This is a genomic window from Enterobacter sp. PI-10 (assembly GCF_027947695.1).
In the GTDB taxonomy this organism is placed as follows: domain Bacteria; phylum Pseudomonadota; class Gammaproteobacteria; order Enterobacterales; family Enterobacteriaceae; genus Enterobacter; species Enterobacter vonholyi.
In genome coordinates this window covers 190,735-209,984 of the sequence record NZ_JAJNOG010000003.1, presented here as the reverse complement: position 1 = coordinate 209,984, position 19,250 = coordinate 190,735, and the positions used below count along the sequence as shown (strand labels likewise).

General features: G+C 51.5%; 13 protein-coding genes and 1 pseudogene. All 14 read right to left on the bottom strand.

Annotation, left to right across the window (positions count from 1 at the left end; translation table 11 throughout):
• Positions 1 to 4: 4 nt before the first annotated feature.
• The gene (locus LRM19_RS09415; RefSeq protein ID WP_271368440.1) at positions 5 to 1,441 is read right to left on the bottom strand and encodes a hypothetical protein; all 1,437 of its coding nucleotides are present in this window, start codon (positions 1,439 to 1,441) and stop codon (positions 5 to 7) included.
• Positions 1,441 to 1,704 (bottom strand): PAAR domain-containing protein, encoded by a 264-nt coding sequence (locus LRM19_RS09410; RefSeq protein ID WP_271368439.1) that lies wholly within the window; start codon positions 1,702 to 1,704, stop codon positions 1,441 to 1,443. Before LRM19_RS09410 ends, LRM19_RS09415 begins: the two co-directional genes overlap by 1 nt.
• 46 nt (positions 1,705 to 1,750) lie before the next feature.
• Positions 1,751 to 3,715 (bottom strand): T6SS effector phospholipase Tle3 domain-containing protein, encoded by a 1,965-nt coding sequence (locus LRM19_RS09405; protein ID WP_271368438.1) that lies wholly within the window; start codon positions 3,713 to 3,715, stop codon positions 1,751 to 1,753.
• Between the two features lie 10 nt (positions 3,716 to 3,725).
• Positions 3,726 to 4,472, bottom strand: a complete 747-nt coding sequence (locus tag LRM19_RS09400) for a T6SS immunity protein Tli3 family protein (protein ID WP_271368437.1) — start codon at positions 4,470 to 4,472, stop codon at positions 3,726 to 3,728.
• Between the two features lie 16 nt (positions 4,473 to 4,488).
• A pseudogene (locus tag LRM19_RS09395) lies at positions 4,489 to 4,992 on the bottom strand (DUF2345 domain-containing protein); the annotation flags it as partial.
• Between the two features lie 164 nt (positions 4,993 to 5,156).
• On the bottom strand, positions 5,157 to 7,091 hold the full coding sequence (locus tag LRM19_RS09390; protein WP_271368435.1) for a T6SS effector phospholipase Tle3 domain-containing protein: 1,935 nt from the start codon (positions 7,089 to 7,091) through the stop codon (positions 5,157 to 5,159).
• Positions 7,081 to 8,130, bottom strand: coding sequence for a T6SS immunity protein Tli3 family protein (locus LRM19_RS09385; protein ID WP_271368433.1), 1,050 nt, complete (start codon positions 8,128 to 8,130; stop codon positions 7,081 to 7,083). Before LRM19_RS09385 ends, LRM19_RS09390 begins: the two co-directional genes overlap by 11 nt.
• 1 nt (position 8,131) lies before the next feature.
• Entirely contained in the window at positions 8,132 to 10,627 is a 2,496-nt protein-coding gene (locus LRM19_RS09380; protein WP_271368431.1) for a type VI secretion system Vgr family protein, read from the bottom strand.
• A complete protein-coding gene (gene tssH, locus LRM19_RS09375; RefSeq protein WP_271368430.1) occupies positions 10,624 to 13,278 on the bottom strand; it encodes a type VI secretion system ATPase TssH in 2,655 nt (884 codons plus the stop codon). Before tssH ends, LRM19_RS09380 begins: the two co-directional genes overlap by 4 nt.
• A 155-nt stretch (positions 13,279 to 13,433) precedes the next feature.
• Positions 13,434 to 13,925, bottom strand: coding sequence for a type VI secretion system effector Hcp (hcp, locus tag LRM19_RS09370; RefSeq protein WP_023325816.1), 492 nt, complete (start codon positions 13,923 to 13,925; stop codon positions 13,434 to 13,436).
• Positions 13,926 to 13,929: 4 nt separating this feature from the next.
• Positions 13,930 to 15,636: an OmpA family protein gene (locus tag LRM19_RS09365; RefSeq protein ID WP_271368428.1), complete on the bottom strand. Its 1,707-nt coding sequence runs from the start codon at positions 15,634 to 15,636 to the stop codon at positions 13,930 to 13,932.
• On the bottom strand, positions 15,633 to 16,322 hold the full coding sequence (gene tssL / locus LRM19_RS09360; RefSeq protein ID WP_223580121.1) for a type VI secretion system protein TssL, short form: 690 nt from the start codon (positions 16,320 to 16,322) through the stop codon (positions 15,633 to 15,635). Before tssL ends, LRM19_RS09365 begins: the two co-directional genes overlap by 4 nt.
• Positions 16,319 to 17,659, bottom strand: a complete 1,341-nt coding sequence (gene tssK / locus LRM19_RS09355; RefSeq protein WP_271368427.1) for a type VI secretion system baseplate subunit TssK — start codon at positions 17,657 to 17,659, stop codon at positions 16,319 to 16,321. The genes tssL and tssK overlap by 4 nt, the downstream gene beginning before the upstream one ends.
• Positions 17,660 to 17,676: 17 nt before the next feature.
• The gene (tssC, locus tag LRM19_RS09350) at positions 17,677 to 19,221 is read right to left on the bottom strand and encodes a type VI secretion system contractile sheath large subunit (protein ID WP_271368424.1); all 1,545 of its coding nucleotides are present in this window, start codon (positions 19,219 to 19,221) and stop codon (positions 17,677 to 17,679) included.
• Positions 19,222 to 19,250: the final 29 nt, after the last annotated feature.

Here is a 19,250-nt window from a genome sequence, read left to right as displayed (position 1 = left end):
CCGGTTATTCCTTTCCGGTGTGTCGCGCAACCCTGATAAATTCCGGGCGTTGAAGACGGGCTGTCATTCGTCTCAGCAAAATGGCCAGCCCGGGCAATGTCACTATCAGTGACAGCAGAAGAAGAGTGATCCCTGACCAGGAGAATGCCGTTGAAGGGAAGTAGCGGACCATCAGGCTGTACAGCCCGGCATTGAGCAGTAATGCCATCAGAACAGACCCTCCGGGGAAGGGGGGCTGAATAACGAAATGATCATACTCGACTTCGGGGGCGTTGTTTCCTAGCGTCACTGCCCAGGCATCATCTTCACCTTCGAGAAGAAGCCACTGGCTGGCTGGGCCATAAGCAGCCATTTCAGCCGCAGCGCCAATCATTGCCCAGCCAGCAAGACCGCCATACCGGACATATGCTGTGTCATAGTCAATGACACCGCCAATGCCAATGCTATCGTAGAGAGGAACCGACAGATCATTCAGCACCCTGCTCACTGACTGCCGTGGCGCATCTGACAGTCCACTGTGCCAGATAAGGTATTTCTTGCTGGCAGGCGTGAGGGCCATATCCCATAATTCACTGAGTTCTGTTGCAAGCGTACGGGTGTTGAGCGGCATCGCTCGGAAAAGCCGTAACGCATTTTTTCCTTCAACTTCACTTACAATCGACGGATGCACCATAAACAACGCGCTGGCAAATTCAGGCAGAACATCATCGGGTAGCCGATAGTGCATCGCCAATATGAGTACGGGGAGCTTTACTGTCCCCATAAACTGATTCCAGTCACCAAAGGATGAGTTTGCATCCTGAAAATGAATCTCAGCTTTCCAGGGAGGAGAACCTGCAGACCAGATACGCTGAAATGACTGAGATTCACGTTCTTTGTCGCTACCGTTGGTCTGAACAATAATCTGAAGCGGGCCGGAAGGATATCGCCGCCGAACCGAAGGCGTTATCTGAGCAATTAGATGACACAGTAACTGCTCAAAACGTGAAATACCGGGTGTAAGGGGGTCGTCCGGCAACAGCGTCAAAGGCGGTGTGTCCGGACTGTCCCCTTCTTGTGTATCTATATGTGCAATACGAGACAGCAACCCAGTATCTGCAGCGATGAAAACATGACTGAGAATGACAAGATGCTGATGTGCGCGTAAACGCCATTTCAGACGCATATTTCGGCACCACTCATTCCAGTTCCAGACACGGATTGCCAACGCTTCCCACCAGAGACTATAAACCGCGATGGCTGCCGAAATGCCCGCAACTATCTGTGCCGTCAGTGGCAACCAGGCCCCACTTCTCAATGAAGGTAACCCTGTCGTCGGTGATTTCAGTACAGCAACAAGCAGCCCAGTGAAAAGTCCGAGAAAAATAATCAACAGACAGATCCACGGTGACCAGGCAGGTGCCTGCTTTTTTTCTGGCACCTCCGGCAGAGACCATCCCATCAGCCAACCTCCATATCCTGCAAGCTTGCAATAACGCTCGCACCGCACTGTGTTTTACAGCCATGCAATACAATTCCACGCCCGTTTTCTTCATAGGCAGAAACATCACATTCAATAATTTTGTTTGTGCCGTGCTTCGGACAACTGACGGTATCATTCAAAAGTGCGGCATTTTTACCGGATATATCGAAACTCGATGAGGCAGATGTGACTTTGCCACCATGTGAAGTGGCATCCCCTAAAACGACGGCTAATTTCCCCATATTTCACTCCTTAAAATTAAAGTGCATGCCTCGTTAACTGTTGATGTTATTTTTTAAGTTGAAGCCGTTCCATTTCGTGAGTTCTCTTTTCTGTGGCATCGCTTGCCACATCTCTTCTTATAATTGCAGGCATAGCAGGGATCGTGAGTTTTCCCGTCCAGTAATAATCATCACTTTCCAGCCAGTCAGCCTGATAACGCAATTCAGCAAGACTTTCTCTGTCCCAGGAGTGCCAGCAATAACCAACTGGCAAATCATAGGCAACAACCCGGCTCATAAAATATTCATTCATTGGCAATGTGCTGTGATCTGTTGGTCGCTGAACATAGGTACGAACATCTTCCAACATTTCTTCTCTGGATTGTTTTTCATATCTGTTACGATCCTCTTTTTCTCCCGGCCCAGGCAAATTAATCCCAGAGGGTTCTTTGAGTTTCATTTTTTGATCAAAATAACCATAAAGGGAAATGTAGTAGCGATAGTCATAATCAACAGGTTTGCCAGAATAAATATCTCCGTTGTGGATCGTATCAGCATCGATCTGGCCGTACCCAAATCCTACTTTACCGGTTTGCTTTTCTTTACTCCGGTAATCCTTATCAAAATCTTTTAATTCATCCGCTGTCAGGGGTTCAGGAACCAACGGGCCATTGATGGTCAATTTCTGCCCGCTAACCGGTTCAGGCCATGTCAATTTTTCCATTATTGTGGTCGTGCTATCCCAAAATTCATTACCGTCACCAAGATTGCTGAAATGAGTATGAGCATCAGGTACATCACCACAAGGGGTATTTCTCCCGAGCATGCGCACATATAATGTTTCACCTGCGGTGTTAAACAGAGCGTGAGACTCTGTAAAATTACTACTTTTGGTATTTGGCAATCCCTGCCAGCCGATACTACGAAGTGGTGAAGAGCCCATTACGCGATCATGAGGGTTACAGTAGATCCACGTGGTTCCATGGTTATCCCGCTCCGGAACACCACCATGGGTTTTCCCTTCCGGCGTCCAGCTTTCACCATCACTGCATACCCCTGCCAATAAACGTTCACTCCCCTGTAGCTTCAGACGGTTTTTATTCTCAGCCACTTTCTTAACAATATCGGCAAATGTCGCTTCTCTGGCTTCTTTACTGATGATTTCATTTATGGGATATGAAATATAGGTTGTCATTTCATTATCCAGCGCATAGGGCGAATTCATCACAAACAATGCATCCGGGGCTTCGATTGCAGCCGCGGCCAGGGCAACCATGGTTCCCTGACTGTGTGACAGCACCGTCACTGTATCTTCAGGATGTTTATCACGAATAGTTTTAATGAGCTTTGCCAGACGACCTGCTGCATGAGCATAATAGTGACGCGGTGGGGCTGCTGTAAGAAGTCTGTCGCGTTCACCGTTCAGTAATTGTGTACTAAATGGAATGGGCACTCCCAACGCGGAAGGCCAGTTATCAAACCCTTTGTCGCTCCATAAACTGACTAACTGATTACAACCATTCTGGAACGGACCACCGCCCCAGTAAAAAGGTCCTTTACTTTTTCGTTGTTCAGGCGTCAGGTCGTAATAATTATCACCCTGCTTATTTTTAAGCGGGATTGCATATTTATCGCTTTCATTACCGGCAGAACGATAGCCCCAATAGAAACGAATGACAGGAGAGCGACCTTCTTCTTTTATCTTTCGAGGCGGTACAATCCACTCGCTTTTATCATCATTCCAATGAGGACTATAATACTTGTTTGGTTTTAAACCATGACCGCCGCTCTCAAGCAAACCAAGTCGAACATTTAAACCTTCACATAAGGAATTTTCTGCATGATCATACCATTCGCCTTCAGAGTTAACACCATGGACAAAAATAATCAGACCAGGTAGTTGTAATGGGGGTTGCACCTCTGCGTTTATTTTAATATTTTTATGCGTGGTTATTGAATGTGCGAACGGGGTACCATTATCCGTTATATGAACATTGACTTTCCGAGTAGATGCAGATTGTTCATTAATCATGTCATTCCCCTTAACGATTGGCAGGCTCAAGTGTTCTGTTACATTGAATTGTTTCCTGAATTACATTAGAAACGTCCATGTCAAATTCTTTAAAATACACAGGGCCTGTTACTCCTGGATAGGCTGGGTTTGAATCCTTGGTTGCTGGATTAAATGTCCACTTATCTACAGAGCCATTTGTTGGTGTTCTTCTGCCATCCCAGTAATTAATCATATAAAACCCATCATCAGTTACCAGCATGTCGTAGTCTTTTGTATCACCATTCGGATCTTGTGTATTTGAACCATACGTCACTGAGCGTACTGTTTTCCCCCCATCTGTTGTTACTGCAACAATGTTCAAACATCCTTTATCCGACCCCATGCAAGCAGCTTTATTATTATTCCTCGTCATTGGAAAAGCTAAATAATCATCACGGTTTGACAACCAGAACAGCCGTCCTTTAAATAAATAACCTGACGAAGGTGATATTTGTGTATGAATCCCTTTCGCTTTGTTGTTATAGAAGGTTTTCCCATTTTCGCATCGGGTATACTCTTCAAGCGTAAAGTAACGATCTTTATCAATGCGATATATTATCTGTGGCGGTCCATAAACCACTGGTTGCTGCTTTTCCTTTTCCGGTTCTTTCTGCGTATTACTCATTGCAGAAAAAGGGTTCACTAAGGCAACTCCGCCTCCATACGGACCCGCTACACAACCACTCAGAACAAACACAACATATATCAAGCAGAACCGCATAATCAGATTTATCATATCTTTGTTCCTTTCTTTATTTCTTCAATACGATCTTCAGTCCATCAATCGATTTTGACATTATTAATGATGAGTTTCCTGAACTATCTGTGACACCAGACAGAATTTTTCCATCCGGCATATGAATATCATAATTCTGATTTGCCAGCGGCTTACCTGAAACAGGATGTGTAATAACAAATTTCTCATCAAACGTTGAGGGTTCAAACGACTTCATCACCCCCTGCAGACTGCCTGTACCGGCTTTCTTAATTCCGGCATTCTTGACCAGCAGTTTTCCCGGCCCGCCTATTTCAACGTTTCCACCTTTTATTTTGATATAGCCGCCACCGCATATCAGCGCCAGTTCATCCTGTGCTGTGATCACCAGTTTTTTTCCGCTTGATATATAGGTATCCTGCGTGGACCACGTGGTGATGTTTCCGCCCTGTGCCTGAATATCAATATCGTTTTGCGAACTGAACAGTCTTGCCCCTTCACGACTGTACAGGCTGAGTTGCTTACCGGCCGCCAGCGTGAAGCGCCTGATTATTCGACCACTTCACTTTACTACCATGCGTAGTGGCGTCACCTAAAACGACGGCACATTTCCCCACTTGCTAATCCTTTAATTAGAAGAAAACAACTGATTATATAGCGTTGAAATTTAGCAAACTCACTGAACAACAACCTACCGAAGTGTGTTTATGCTTTATTTACAGCCCTATATGCTGGCAGCTTACTTTGCTCTTTATAAAATTCATCAACAACAGTTTCCCTACTAATTAAATCAGGCTCAGGCACTTTGTCTGGTATTCCACTGAAGAGATAAGGATCCTCACCCTGCGTCCAATCCGCTTTTCGCCGCAAATCAGCCATGAACGCTTTATCCCAGGTTGAATCGCAATACCCAATCGGCAAATCATAAGCCACTACATGTGACATAAAATCGGCATGCATTGGCAGAGTGCTATGATCCGTGGGCTGAGAAACATATGTTCGTAGGCGAAGATCTTTTTCTTCAAACGTTTCCTTACGGGTCACTGGCACCAGTCGGGGCTCAGATTCAGTACCCACATTTTTAAATCCAATCACAATATCCTGATTAGGATAAAGATTAATGTAGTTATCATAGGTATTGTCGTTTTTTTGTTTTTTATCCGGATTAATTTCCCCCCAACCATCTATCTGTCTATTATCATGTTCAGCTCCAACGCGTGATACATCAAAATCAGCTAATTTTGCAGCATCTATAGGTTCAGGTACCTTTTCAGCATTAATAAAAACTGTTTGCCATTCTGGAGGATCCGGATAGGTGAAACGACTACTTTGATACTTGTCGCCTTTATCATCCCAGAAAGGTTTTCCATCCGGCAGTTTTGCAAAAGGCGTCACGGGATTTGGAGCTTCTCCACATGAAGTACTGCGAGCCAGCATGCGTTGAAATAAATATCCCTGATGCTTTTTCAGCAGAGGATGGGGCCGCCGCTGAGAATCATTGGGTAATCCCTGCCAGCCAATAGAGCGTAACGGGCGTGACCCCATAACACGATCATGAGGGCAAAAGTAGATGTAGGTGCGCCCGTGGTTATCTCGTTCGGCAAGACCGGTGCCACCTTCACCAGCAAGAGTGACATCAGGTCGCCAGTTCTTTTTATCTGCCGTCTGTCCGACACAAAGCCCTTCATAGCCCAGTGTTGATAAATGATTTTTTCTGGAAGCCACCTTATCAATGATGGCAGATAACGTATTCAGCCGTCCTTCTGGCGAAATGCATTCATCTGTCGGAAGTGACGCCCCATTAAGATCGTTATGATCCAATGCGTAGGGAGAATTAAGTACAAATAATGCGTCAGGTGCATTCCTGGCTATCGCTACCGCAGCCATGGCAACCATAGTTCCCTGGCTATGAGAAATAATGGTTACTGTATCTTTTGGATATTTATTACGAATACTGTCAACCAGGTCTGCAAGGCGTTTTGCAGCATGCGCGTAGTATTTTCGCGGTGGTGCATTGGTTAACAAACGATCTTTGTCTTCATTAAACCACTGGACTTTGATACCTGCGACTCTCTCTTTAAACCCTTTCTCACTCCATAAAGAGTGCAGATTATTTGTACCATTCTGGAATGGACCGCCGCCCCAAAAAAATGGCCCTTGAGCCAGAATATTTTCATGAGAAACACCTTGCATTTTCAACTGATGATAATCAACGCCTTTCCTATTGGCTAACGGTATAACATATTTATCTTCATTACCTTTAAGCGAGGAATACCCCCAGTAAAAGCGAATGACAGGGGATTTATTTCTATCAACTTCAGGTAAGTCTCGGGGCACCAGAGGTTCAGAATCTATTTTATCGTCAGAAAGGTATTTATTGGCCACTAGTTTATAATCTGTCCCATTTAATCCGAGCCTCTTATTCAAACCTTCACAAAGTTTATTCTCCGCAATTGAATACCACTCTCCTGTCGAGTTAACACCGTGTACAAGTATAATAATACCAGGCAAATGTGGTGGTAAATCACACCCGCCTCTGATTTGGCAATTTTTATGAGACGGGAATGAGTTCCAGGAGGGATGCCCATTATCATCGAACGTACACTCAAGTACACGAATTGGCTCTTTTTTATTGCTCATTTTTCACCACTTCCTTCTTCCCGCTTGATTCGAGTGTATACGTAGTAGTTTTAGCTTTAATATTTTTATCGCATGAATATTTAGCATTAATACTTTTCGTTACAACTTTCGGGAATTCAATCCTGTTACTATAAACCTCATCCTCAATCCTGATTCGAATCTCTGACAATTCATCTGCCATCAAATTGCTTTCCTCATGAGTTTTAGGTGGCGTTAAGGTTCTTATATAGTCGAATATATGAAACCTTGGTCCATACTCATTCGCATAGGGCATTTTTTTTCTTATCAGTTCTTCTTTTACTAATTCATAATATTTTTCCTGCCAGTCGTCATAAACACTAATTAAAGTACCGTCAGAAAACCTTAATTTATTCACTGCATGAAGATCGCGAAGACCTATAGGATGAGAATACACACTCTCTGTCTGAGACTCATCCCTTAGATAAACCCCATCATTTGCCACCACAACTTTAAGTTGACTAAAACGCTCCGGAGTTCTGTATTCTTCGGCTATGATTTTATAGATAAAGGATTTTCCATAATCTGCTGAAAAGAAGAAAAACACAGGACAACCTCGCTCTGACCTTCCGCTACCACAATACTGTCTGGTAGATGCACCAGGAAATGCCAGATACCCATTGTCCGCACCATTAACAATGGTGCCCTGGTATGCTGCCACGCTATTCCCAAGTCGATATGAGAAGTCATTGAAATCGATATCCCATCCCAGGTGTGTTTTTATTCCCCGCTGAGTGTCATTGTAATAAACCTGTCCACCCTTATCGCAAGATATGTAGTTTTCCAGCGTCAGGTATCGATATTTATCTATGCGATAAATAATTTGAACCGGTGCATCTGTTTCAACTGTTCGTGACTCCTCTACCTTCTGAGAGCCGCTCATCCCCCCCAGACCCACCCCAAAACTGGCCCCCATACTTGCTCCTGCCAGGAACTGTAAGCCTTTATAAATGACATACAGGAGTACACCAATAATTGCTATAATTGTAAGGACTTTCCTGTCTGACTGATTCCATCTCATCTTAATTCGCCTTAACTAAGCTGATAATCATATTGTCGATAACATCAGAAGAATTGAGTGACGTTGCTCCAGAAGCATCTGTAATACCGGAAAGAACAGAACCATCTGGCATAGTAATTTTGTACGCTTTACCTGGTAATGGTTCTTTTGTCAGCGCATTTCTGATGACGAATTTCTCATCAAACGTTGAGGGTTCAAACGACTTCATCATCCCCTGCATACTGCCTGAGCCCGCCTTCCTGATGCCCGTGTTCTTAATCAGCAGTTTGCCCGGTCCGCCAATTTCAACGTTTCCACCTTTTATTTTGATATAGCCGCCACCGCATATCAGTGTCAGCTCGTCCTGTGCCGTGACAACCATTTTCTTGCCACTCGAAATATGCGTGTCCTGCGTGGACCAGGTGGTGAGGTTTCCGCCCTGAGCCTGAATATCTATATCGTTTTGCGAGCTGAACAATTTCGCCCCTTCACGACTGTACAGACTGAGTTGTTTACCGGCCGCCAGCGTGAAGTTCTTCTGCACGCCCACATCCAGTTGTTCACCCGCCGTCAGCGTCAGATTATCACTGGCTGATAGCTGCATATCCTCACCGCTCACCAGTGCCATTCCTTTCGGGGCACTGCCCAGGATAACTTCCTCATGTAATTGCTCAATTTTTTGTTTCAGAAGTTTTTGCTGGCGGCCGACGTCGGCAGCCAGTGCCTGTGCCTGCTGTGCGCTGGCCGCAAGAGACTCCATTTCAACTAATGCTGCTGAAAGCCGTGCGAGCGCTGGCTCCATATCAAGAACCTGCCCCTGCGCCGCGCTCTGCCCGTCAGCACTGATAAATATCCCTTTCTGCGCCCGTATCGCCCCCCAGCTGTCCGTCCTGAGCTCAAACCCCTCGCCCCGCTTCTGCTTCTCACTGTCGACCAGATGCCCGAGATTGAGCTGACTCTTCCCACCGTACTCCGTGCTGACCTTGATGTGCTCTTTTCCGCGCTCGTCATCGAGGCGGATTTTGTTGTTCGCCGGGGTACGCAGGACGTTACGTTTGTAGTTCCGGATGGTGACGTGGTCGCCGTGCGCCGAGTCGTGCAGCACGCCGGCAATGTACGGCCGGTCCGGGTTACCGTCCTCAAAGCCAATCGCCACTTCGGTGCCCGCCAGCAGCGGCAGGTGCAGGCCGTAGGTGTCGCCGGCGTACGGGCGCGACTGGCGTACCCACAGGCTCTCGAAGCCGGTTTCCCAGTTATCACGGTCAAACATCATGCTGACGCGGTAACGACCGTCTTTATCGATATGCCCGTAGGTGTCATTTTCGGTGGTGCTGGTGACGCGGGCCGGGAGCGTACCGGCCATCACCGGGCGTGAGCCAGGTTCCGGGCGGAAACCAAAATCGGTGCTGTCCGGAATGCCGTCAAAATCAACCGCAAAGTCCTTATCACGGCGGGCATACGTATGCATCACCGTGATGACCACGCCCTGCGCAAACACGTCGGCCACTTCATATCCGCCGGTGACTTTCAGTACCTGACCCGGCGAGAGGGTCGGACAGCTGGTGATGCCCTGCGCCCGGGTCTGACCATTCAGGTAGCGTTCGTGACGAAGGCGGGCATAAAACGCCCCGGACTCCGGGGCCGGATTGCGGTCATGCGCGCTGCCCGGCGTCAGGTAGTTATCCGCCCAGTGATAGGCATCACCGTACGTGGTGACATCCCCGCGGGTCGCATCCACCAGGGTGTTCATGTCCTGCGTGGCCTGACGGTAGTTGTAGTCCCGGGTGCTGACCTGCTTCTGCACCACGTTGTGATGGCATTCCATTCCCCAGACTGAATCCACGCCTTTTGAATGCTGGCCCGATGGCGGTACCGACGGCAGCGTCAGACCTTTTTCATACCCCTGCTGGCAGTCGTAAAACTCCACCACGTCAATGTTGAGGCGCGTGTCGGTGGTGAAGCGAAACCAGATACCGACCTCACCCAGCAGGCGGGTGATAAAGTGCAGGTCGTCCTCACCGTACTGCATCACCTGTTCACGACGCGGGTATTCTTTTGACAGCGAGAACAGAAAATCCTGGCCGCGCATGCCGTGGCGCTCGCGCAGGATTTTTTCCACGATTTGCGGAACCGACATGTCCTGGTAAATAGCGTTCTGGTGCGAGCGGTCGAGCAGCGCCAGACGTGGCCGGAGCGTCAGGGCGTAGCGGGTTTCATCTTTTGACGTGCTGAGGCGTTCAAAATCGGTCACCACGCCCTGAAGGGTGCGCACCGGCTGCTGCACTTTAATGCCGTAACCCTGGTCTACCGGGGCCTGCAGCGTCAGCGTACCGGGCTTCATCAGCATCATCTCTTTGCTGATGGCGTGGTCACTGCTGGTGAATTCAATACGGTAGCGGAACGGCGTGCTCAGGGCTTCATCGCCTTCAAACGCCAGCACGTCGAGCGCGGACTCACAGCCTTTCACCGCCAGCAGGTGGTGGTTATGGCTGTATCTTAATGGAGGATTATTACTCATGCGTCCACTCCCTGTTTCACATCAAATTCCAGCCCGATCCCCTCTTCCTCACTCCAGCTAAAACGTAATGACTGTGGTTTCAGTTTTGCGGCCATGTGGGTCAGCAACTGCTGACTCAGCACCGGCAGAATTTGCTGATTGAGCAGGCTGTCGACGTTACGCGCACCGGTATCTGGCAGCAGGCAGGCTGAAGTCAGCGCGTCATAAAGACTTTCATCAATGTGCGTGCTCAGGCCGTAGTGTCGATGCAGGCGCTTGCTGACCTGTGAGAGTTTCATTTCCACGATGGTACGCATGGCTGCTTCCGAGAGGGGGCGGTAAATCACGGTCTGGAAGCGGGCCAGCAGCGCCGGCTGGAAGTGGTCGCGCAGTATCGGACGCAGCAGCTCGTGAAGATCGCCTTCGCTGGCCTCCGGCTGTTCGTCAAGCAGCTGCATCAGGTGGTCGCTGCCGAGATTCGAGGTCATCAGAATAACGGTGTTGCGGAAGTCGATTTCACGCCCTTCGCCGTCGCGCATAAAGCCGCGTTCAAAGACCTGATAGAACAGGTTCATCACGTCGCGGTGGGCTTTTTCGACTTCATCGAGCAAAACCACACTATACGGACGCTTGCGCACGGCTTCGGTCAGGATCCCTCCCTGGCCATAACCGACGTAACCCGGAGGGGAGCCCTTCAGTTGGGAAACCGTATGCGGCTCCTGGTATTCTGAGAGATTAATCGTAATGAGTGACTTCTCACCGCCGTACATGACATCGGCCAGCGCAAGCGCGGTTTCGGTTTTCCCCACCCCGCTCGGTCCCACCAGCAGGAATACGCCCTGCGGGCCATTCTCGGAGGTGAGACCCGTTTTTGCCGCACGCAGACGCTGGGCGATGGCCTCAAGCGCCACATCCTGCCCGACCACACGTTTACCCATTTCATTTTCGAGGGTCAGCAGTTCGGTCTGCTCATCTTTCATCAGCGATGACAGCGGCACGCCTGTCCAGTCAGCAATCACGTTTGCTACCGTGCGTACATCCACATCCACGGAGAGCAGCGGGTTGCTGTGCTGCATGCCGTTCAGTTCCTGCTGCAGCGCGCGCGTCTCGCTTTGACGGGAAATGTCCTGGCGGCTTTCCAGCAGTTGTTCGGTGAGTTTCAGCTCCTGCCCGTACTGCGTTTCAAGCTCATCGAGAGCAACGATAAGAGCGTTCTCTTCCTGCTCAATGACGGTCAGGCGTTCACCATGGCTCTGATTGCCGACAGCAATATCTTCCAGCAGCGCCTGCTTCTCCATTTCAAGAGAGGTAATCTGCGAGCGAATGCAGGTCAGCTGTTCCGGTACCGTGTCGAGGCTCATCCGGACGCGCGCTGCGGCGGTGTCGAGCAGATCAACCGCCTTGTCCGGCAGCTGGCGGCCCGTGAGGTAGCGGCGGGAAAGCGTAACAGCAGCGCGCACCGCATCGTCGGTAATGTGCACGTTATGGTGTTCGGCATAGCGGGATTTCAAACCACGGAGCATCAGGCAGGCGGTGTCGTCGTCAGGCTCATCGACTTTTACCATCTGGAAACGACGCTCCAGGGCCGCGTCGCGCTCGAAGTATTGTTTGTATTCAGACCAGGTGGTGGCCGCAATGGTGCGTAGTTCGCCACGCGCCAGCGCCGGTTTCAGCAGGTTCGCTGCATCGGCGCCCCCTGCCTGGTTGCCCGCGCCGATGATGGTATGCGCTTCATCAATAAATAGGAGGACCGGGGACGGGGATTGCTGCACCGCATCGATGACGTTTTTCAGCCGCTGTTCGAACTCGCCTTTCACGCCTGCACCGGCCTGCAGCAGGCCCAGATCAAGGGTACGCAGAGTGACCGCTTTCAGGGATTCAGGCACATTACCCTCTGCAATACGCAATGCCAGACCTTCAACCAGTGCGGTTTTCCCCACGCCCGGCTCGCCGACCAGAATCGGGTTGTTTTTGCGGCGACGAGAGAGGATATCCACCATCTGACGGATTTCTGTGTCGCGGCCAAACACCGGATCGATCTTCCCTTCCTTCGCTTTGGCGGTGACATCGAGGGTGAATTTATCAAGCGTGTTCTGCAGCGCAGGGCTCAGCTCCCCCTCTTTCATTTCCACGCCAGCCGGACGCCCGACAAACTCCACCTCACCACCGTGGTTCTGTGCCAGCTCGGCTTCGCGCTGCATTTCCGGACGCTCATCCGATTGCGCATCCAGCAACGGTCGCAGGCGCTCCAGCTGGCTTTGAGCAAGCGTTAACAACGGCCAAAGGCCGTCACAACGTGCCAGTTTCGGTTTTTCCACCAGGGCCATCAGCAGATGGACGCTGCGAATGTGCTCTTCACCATTGAGTGAGGCCAGTAGCCAGGCTTGCTGCATCAGAGTCTGGATGTCATCAGAGAGCTGGGGCCGATGGCGCACGGAGCGAGGTTGTCTGTCGAGCCAGCCGAGCAGATCCTGCCAGATGCCATCCATATCCCACTCGTAGCGGCGTGCCAGCACCGTCAGGTCACCTTCCCCCTGCTCCAGCAGCTTCAGCAGCCAGTGCTCCGGCAGAATTTCGGCATGGGCACGGGTCTGACAGAGCGAAGCTGCGCCTTCCATCGCTCGGGCACAGTAAGGGTTCAGACGACGTAACAGGATGGCTGGATTTTCCATGAGATTCTCTCTTTGTCGGTTCCTGGACACGCTACCGCCCCTCGCTGTTCACCAAAGCGCATAAGGTCAGGCAGGCAGATTTTTTCTTTGCTGAGTGCCCGCATCTCAGGCACTCAGCAAAAAACTGCGGACAGGAAAACCTGCCCGCATCAGGATTACGCCGTGGCGCGTTCGTTCCAGGAATCGGAATGAATGATGTTGCCGTCTTTGTAGGTCCAGGTGATTTTTTCGTAACGCAGTTCAACGCGTTCAAGGTGGTTGTGCTTCTCTTTAGAAGGATCCTTGATGTCATACATTTCAGGATTCACTTTCACTACCTTCACGTTTTCCAGTTTGGTGTTGAAGTACTCCACTTCCTGGCCCGCGTCGTTGATTTTGTACCACTTGAATTCAGCGGATTTCAGGGTCTGACCGGTGGTCACCGCCTTGTACAAGTACGGGCTGGAGGAATCGATTTCCTTGGTAAACAGGAACGGGGTATGGATACGGGTACCGGTCAGCTTGCCGGTGTTGTTGTCGGTCGGGATGTACAGATTATGTTCCTGAGCGACCACTTCGATGCTGCCTTCACGATCCTGAACGTCAACAGACCCTTTGATGTCCGCGCCGCCGTCGTCCTTCAGCCAAAGATAAACAGGAATTGCCATGGAATTACTCTCCATTGTGTAGTGAAGCGCCATCATCCTGCGATGACGCCGGGTGTTTGCTGGGTATCTGACAGGCGTTCGCCTGCGGTACCAGACTAATTTCGACACGGCGGTTAAGCGCACGCCCTTCCGGGGTGTCGTTGGTTGCGACAGGGCGGCTTTCGCCATAGCCCTGCACCGCAAAACAGCTTTCGGGTACGTCGCCGGTATCCCGCATCCAGTCGCGTACCGCTTCGGCGCGCTTCAGAGACAGCGTCTGGTTCAACTGCGGATTGCCGGTGTTATCGGTATGCCCTGACACGACAATCAGCCAGCCTGGCTTCGCTTTAATGCCAACCAGTGAATTCACCAGCATTTTGGTAGAGCCGGCTTTCAGCACGAACTTGCCGGTATCGAACAGCGACATGCTGTCCAGCCTTACTATTTTCGGAACCGGTTTTGGGGCTGGCTGCGGTTTAGGGGGCGGCGGCACATACGAGCGGATCGCTTCCAGAAGGGGCATCCGTAGACGTTCTCCCTGATAAAGCCCCAGACCCAACCGGGCCGGTACACCGTTACGTGCATAGTCATCCAGCAGCGCCGCATTCTCGCGAAGGACCGAAACGGCGGTAGCCTTCGGGCCATAATCATCGATGGAGAGGCTGTCGTAACGGGCTATATCGAAGCTCACGCGATGCAGCAGCTGGCGATTGTTCCAGCCACTGCTGAGCACCGCGGCGATGGCCGCCAGGGTGAAAAGACCAAGGGCGCAGCGCCAGGTGCGGGTCCGGGGAGTAAGTCCACTTCCTTCCGGTAACAGCGGCAGGATGAAATCCGGGAAGGGTGATATCACCGTACTGTCCGTCCCTACCGGTTGCCAGCCGGCTACCTGCTGCATGGCAGTATGACGTGATAACCACGCCGTCCAGGCAGAGGACGCAAGGCTTCCGGCAAGAATCGGCCCCATTCCCCACAGCAACGCTGCAGGCGCAATGGCCGGAACATCAGGATTCTCATCGATGAATACCGCCTGGACATGCTGATGGAACCAGCTCATCAGGCTATTCATCAGCACCTGCTGCTGCATCACAGGCGCACCACCAGTGGTGACCCACGCGGCGATCGAACAAGGCGCATTCGACTCACGCCAGACAGTGCACCCTTCACCCGGAATAGCGGCCTGCCAGAGCATGTCATCCGTCATCGCACTGCCGATCTGGCCATTCAGAATCAATGGCACAGAATGTCCCGTTTCTTTACGCAACTGGCTGATTTGCCAGCGCAAAGCCAGCAGACGACTTGTCAGGGCTTCGCTGTCGACGTGTTTCTGCGGGCAGACACTGACCATCACCGACAGCTGACGCCCCCAGTCCGGACTTTGCCACAGAATCTGACGGGCTACATGTTCCAGATCCTGATGGTCCTCAACGCGGATCCAGCATCCCTGCGTGACCATCAGTACCGGTGACTGTTGCGGCCAGGTCAGAGGCATATCGCCACAAACCAGCACCACGGGTTGACGGTAAGTGGTTTCAGGAAGGTCATCCAGATGCAGGGTGACGTCATGCTCCCTACGAAATCTGGCGATATACCAGAACGCGACGATAACCCCGAACATCGCCAGCAAAACGAGCACTGAAGCCAGCCGGGATACCGGCAGAAAAGCCAGACAGACCAAGGCACTCAGCAGGGCGGCCCACAGCGCAAGAACGCGCTGTTGTACAGGACTCATTTTGCGACTCCCGGCAACAGGGTCAGCAGCATCTGATCGAGCCAGCGATCCAGTCCCCACCAGAGTGCAGCAAGAACAATCACGCTCAGACCTATGCGCGCGGGCCATGACGCCAGCCAGCCACCCGCCCCGCGCCCCGTGCGGCTTTCTGCCAGAACAGGGTGAGTCTGCGGATAGCTGAACGGCATAACACGTTCATTGAGGGCGCTGACCAGCTTCTGGCGTTCTGGATCGTTCAGCGAGCGAAAGTTTCCCAGAAATCCGAGCATCATTACACGCTGGAAACAGGTCAGTACGGCATTGTCTGGTGCAGGTTCACGCAGCATATCGCGCATCCTGTCACACAAAGTGTCACCCGCGTCCATTGTGCCGAGGAAGTGTCCCTGCAGAGGAATGTCATACCACTGCACACAAGCATCATCCTCTACACCGCGCCCTTTGACTGCCTCATCAAGCAATGCACATTGTGCAGTGAGGATATGCTTACAGCTGGCTTCATCGAGTTCACTCGCTTTCAGTTCACGCTGAACGCGTTCCACATCAGCGATACAGCGTTCCCACAAGACCCGACCTTCTCCTTCCTGAAACTGCGGGCCATAGCGAAGGCTGATGACCTGAAGCCAGGTATCCTGCAGCAGTGCGTCAATATCAACAGACACGACCGCGCCGTGTTTACGTTCACTCATGTTCTCAATACCGCAAAGAGTTCAAGTTCAGGCTCGCCGAGCATTCCCGGGACGTAAAACATACATGTCCCACTCTGGAGCATGTCAGTCGCCAGAGGATGGGAGAGATCGAGACTGAAATACTGATTTTCCAGGCGCAGTGGAATGGCGGCTGGCACATGGCGCAGCGGCGTCAGCGGCACGCCCACGCGGGAAGAGTTGACGATCCCCCGCACATGGTCAGGGCTGCCCACCTTACACTGGCGAGGAAACTGCTCCTGCAGTTGCGCCACCGGAATCGGTGAGCGCACAGAAAGATAGTAGTCAGCCCCCTCGCGCAGACGCGGGTCATGCAGGCGAGCCTGCCAGAAGTGCAGCCGTGGGTCATAGTCGAGTGCCAGGGCCACCACGCGTGACGGCAGGCTGGCTTCAAGCAGATCGCCCAGTAAATCAAACAGCGGCGGGAAGACATTATTCAGTTGCTCATGTTGCCAGACCGGAATAGCACTCACCTGATGCTCAAGCGAGAAGGTCAGCAGGCTGCCCGCCAGGCGGGCCAGCTCCGGGTACAGTCGCTCCGGTGGGCTTTGCGGGTATCGCTGAAACTGTCCGAGCACGGGATCGGCGCTGTTCAGCGCATTTAGCAGCCAGAACAGTGATACATCAGCCACGGCGAAGTCTGCCATACGCTCATTGCTTTCACGCCGCATTGCCATCAGACGGCACAGTCGGGCCCGCAGTTGGGTCATCAGCTGTTCCAGCTGAGTTACCAGCCAACGGCTGCCCTGGAGGGTCAACAGCGGAGGCAGAAACGTCTCATCCAGTAACCACATCCCCTGTGAGTCCTGCTGCAGGCGGGCGACCGGACAAGTCAGATAATCGCTGTTGTTCTGATGCGCAAAACGCAGCGTCAGTTCCGGCTGCATCACGGCAATCTGACGAGTGTCTTCCCCAAAGGTATTGCGTACATCCCGCCAGCGCTGACGATATCGCACCGGACGCTCGGCCACCTCATCGGATTTCAGGCAGTTGCCGCCGTTTGCCCGCAGTAGCGGGAGCGCTAGTACCACCGTCACCTCCTGCGATTCGCTTTCAAGCGACAGTACCGGTGGCAGCGAATCAGCATTGTCTGTATCAATCAGCGTACCGTCCTGAAAACGGATATGCAGATGACGGGCCTGCAGACGTCCAAGCCTGAGAGCTTTCGGCTCGAAGGTAGCATTTATAACCCCCCACGGGCAGGAGAGGCCCAGCCGGGCAATACACTCGGCAGACCAGGCCGCATAAGCGACCTGTTGCTGAAAATGCTGGGGAGCGACCATAATGCCCCTACCCCATAACGGTTGTTCCGTTTTCATCGGCTTCCTGCCTGTTATTACGATTTCGCTTTCGGCATCTGGGAAACCAGCGACAGGTTGACGTCCATCCCTTCCACCTGGAAGTGTGGAATCGCATACAATTTCACGCGGAAGAAGCCTGGGTTATCTTCAATATCTTCCACCACCACTTTTGCATCACGCAGTGGATGAGACGCCTGCAGCTCGTCGCCCGGGTCGGTCATTTCGGTCACCAGACTGCGGACCCAGGTGTTCAGTTCCAGCTCCAGTAGTCGACGATCCTTGGTGGTACCGATGTTCTCGCGCTGAATTAGCTTCAGGTAGTGGGCAATACGCGACAGCAGGAAGATGTACGGCAGACGCGCATTAATACGGCTGTTGGCCGTTGCATCAGCGGTGTCATACAGCGCCGGTTTCTGAGTGGAGTTTGCTGAGAAGAAGCAGGCGTAGTCGCGGTTTTTGTAGTAGGACAACGGAATAAAGCCCAGATTCGCGAATTCGAATTCACGCGTTTCAGGGATCATCACTTCGCTCGGTATTTTTACCTGATTGCCTGTCCCCAGATCATAAAGATGGATAGGCAGATCCTGAACCGCACCGCCGGCCTGCGGGCCACGGATTTGGACACACCAGCCGTTATTAATAAAGCTACGCACCATGTTGGAAGCGAAGGCAAACGATGCATTCGTCCACAGGTATTTGTCGTGATCCGGACCTTTGACTTCTTCTACATAGTTGAAACTGCGAACCGGAGCGGTATCCGGGCCATACGGTAAACGTCCCAGTACGCGCGGCATCACCAGACCGATGTAGCGAGCGTCGTCCGTATCGCGGAACGATTTCCACTTGATATACTCGGCGCGATCAAAATAGTTACCAATATCTTTAATCGCAGCGACGTCTTCCATTGATTCTTTGAGGAAGAATTTCGGGCCTGCCGAGCCGATAAATGGCATATGTGCAGCCGCAGATACTTTTGAGATGTTGCGCAGCAGAGCGACATCCTGCGCTGAAGCATCGAACTCATAAGCGGAAACCAACGCCGCAATCGGCTCGCCGCCCGGGGTATCGTATTCATCAATGTAGGTGTGTTTATACAAACCACTCTGGATGACTTCCGGGCTGTCTTCAAAGTCCTGGCGCAGCTCTTCTTTAGACATGCTCAGAAGCTCGATTTTTACGTTCTGGCGAAAATCTGTTTTATCAATCAGCGACTTCACTCCGCGCCACAGGCTCTCAACCGACTGAAACTCTTCATGGTGCATAACGGCGTCCAGCTGGCGGCTTATCTGGTAGTCGAGCTCAGCGATATGGTGATCGATCAGGCTTTTATCCAGTTTTTCGACCTTCGAGCCAGCCTTGGTCAAGCATTCCAGAAAGACCTGCATACCTGCGGTCAGACGCTCGTCAGCGGTCGCATCCGACATCGCCTGCGCATCTTGCCAGATGTCCAGCGCGCTCAGCTCAGAGACTGGGTTCAGATTGATTTTCTCAAACAGTGAGGCGTACACCCCACCCACAGCAGGGCGTTCCAGCACCACGCTTTCCCCGCCAGCAGTATTATTTTGTACAGACATGAGCATTCCTTGATTAATCCGTTAAAACAGCATGA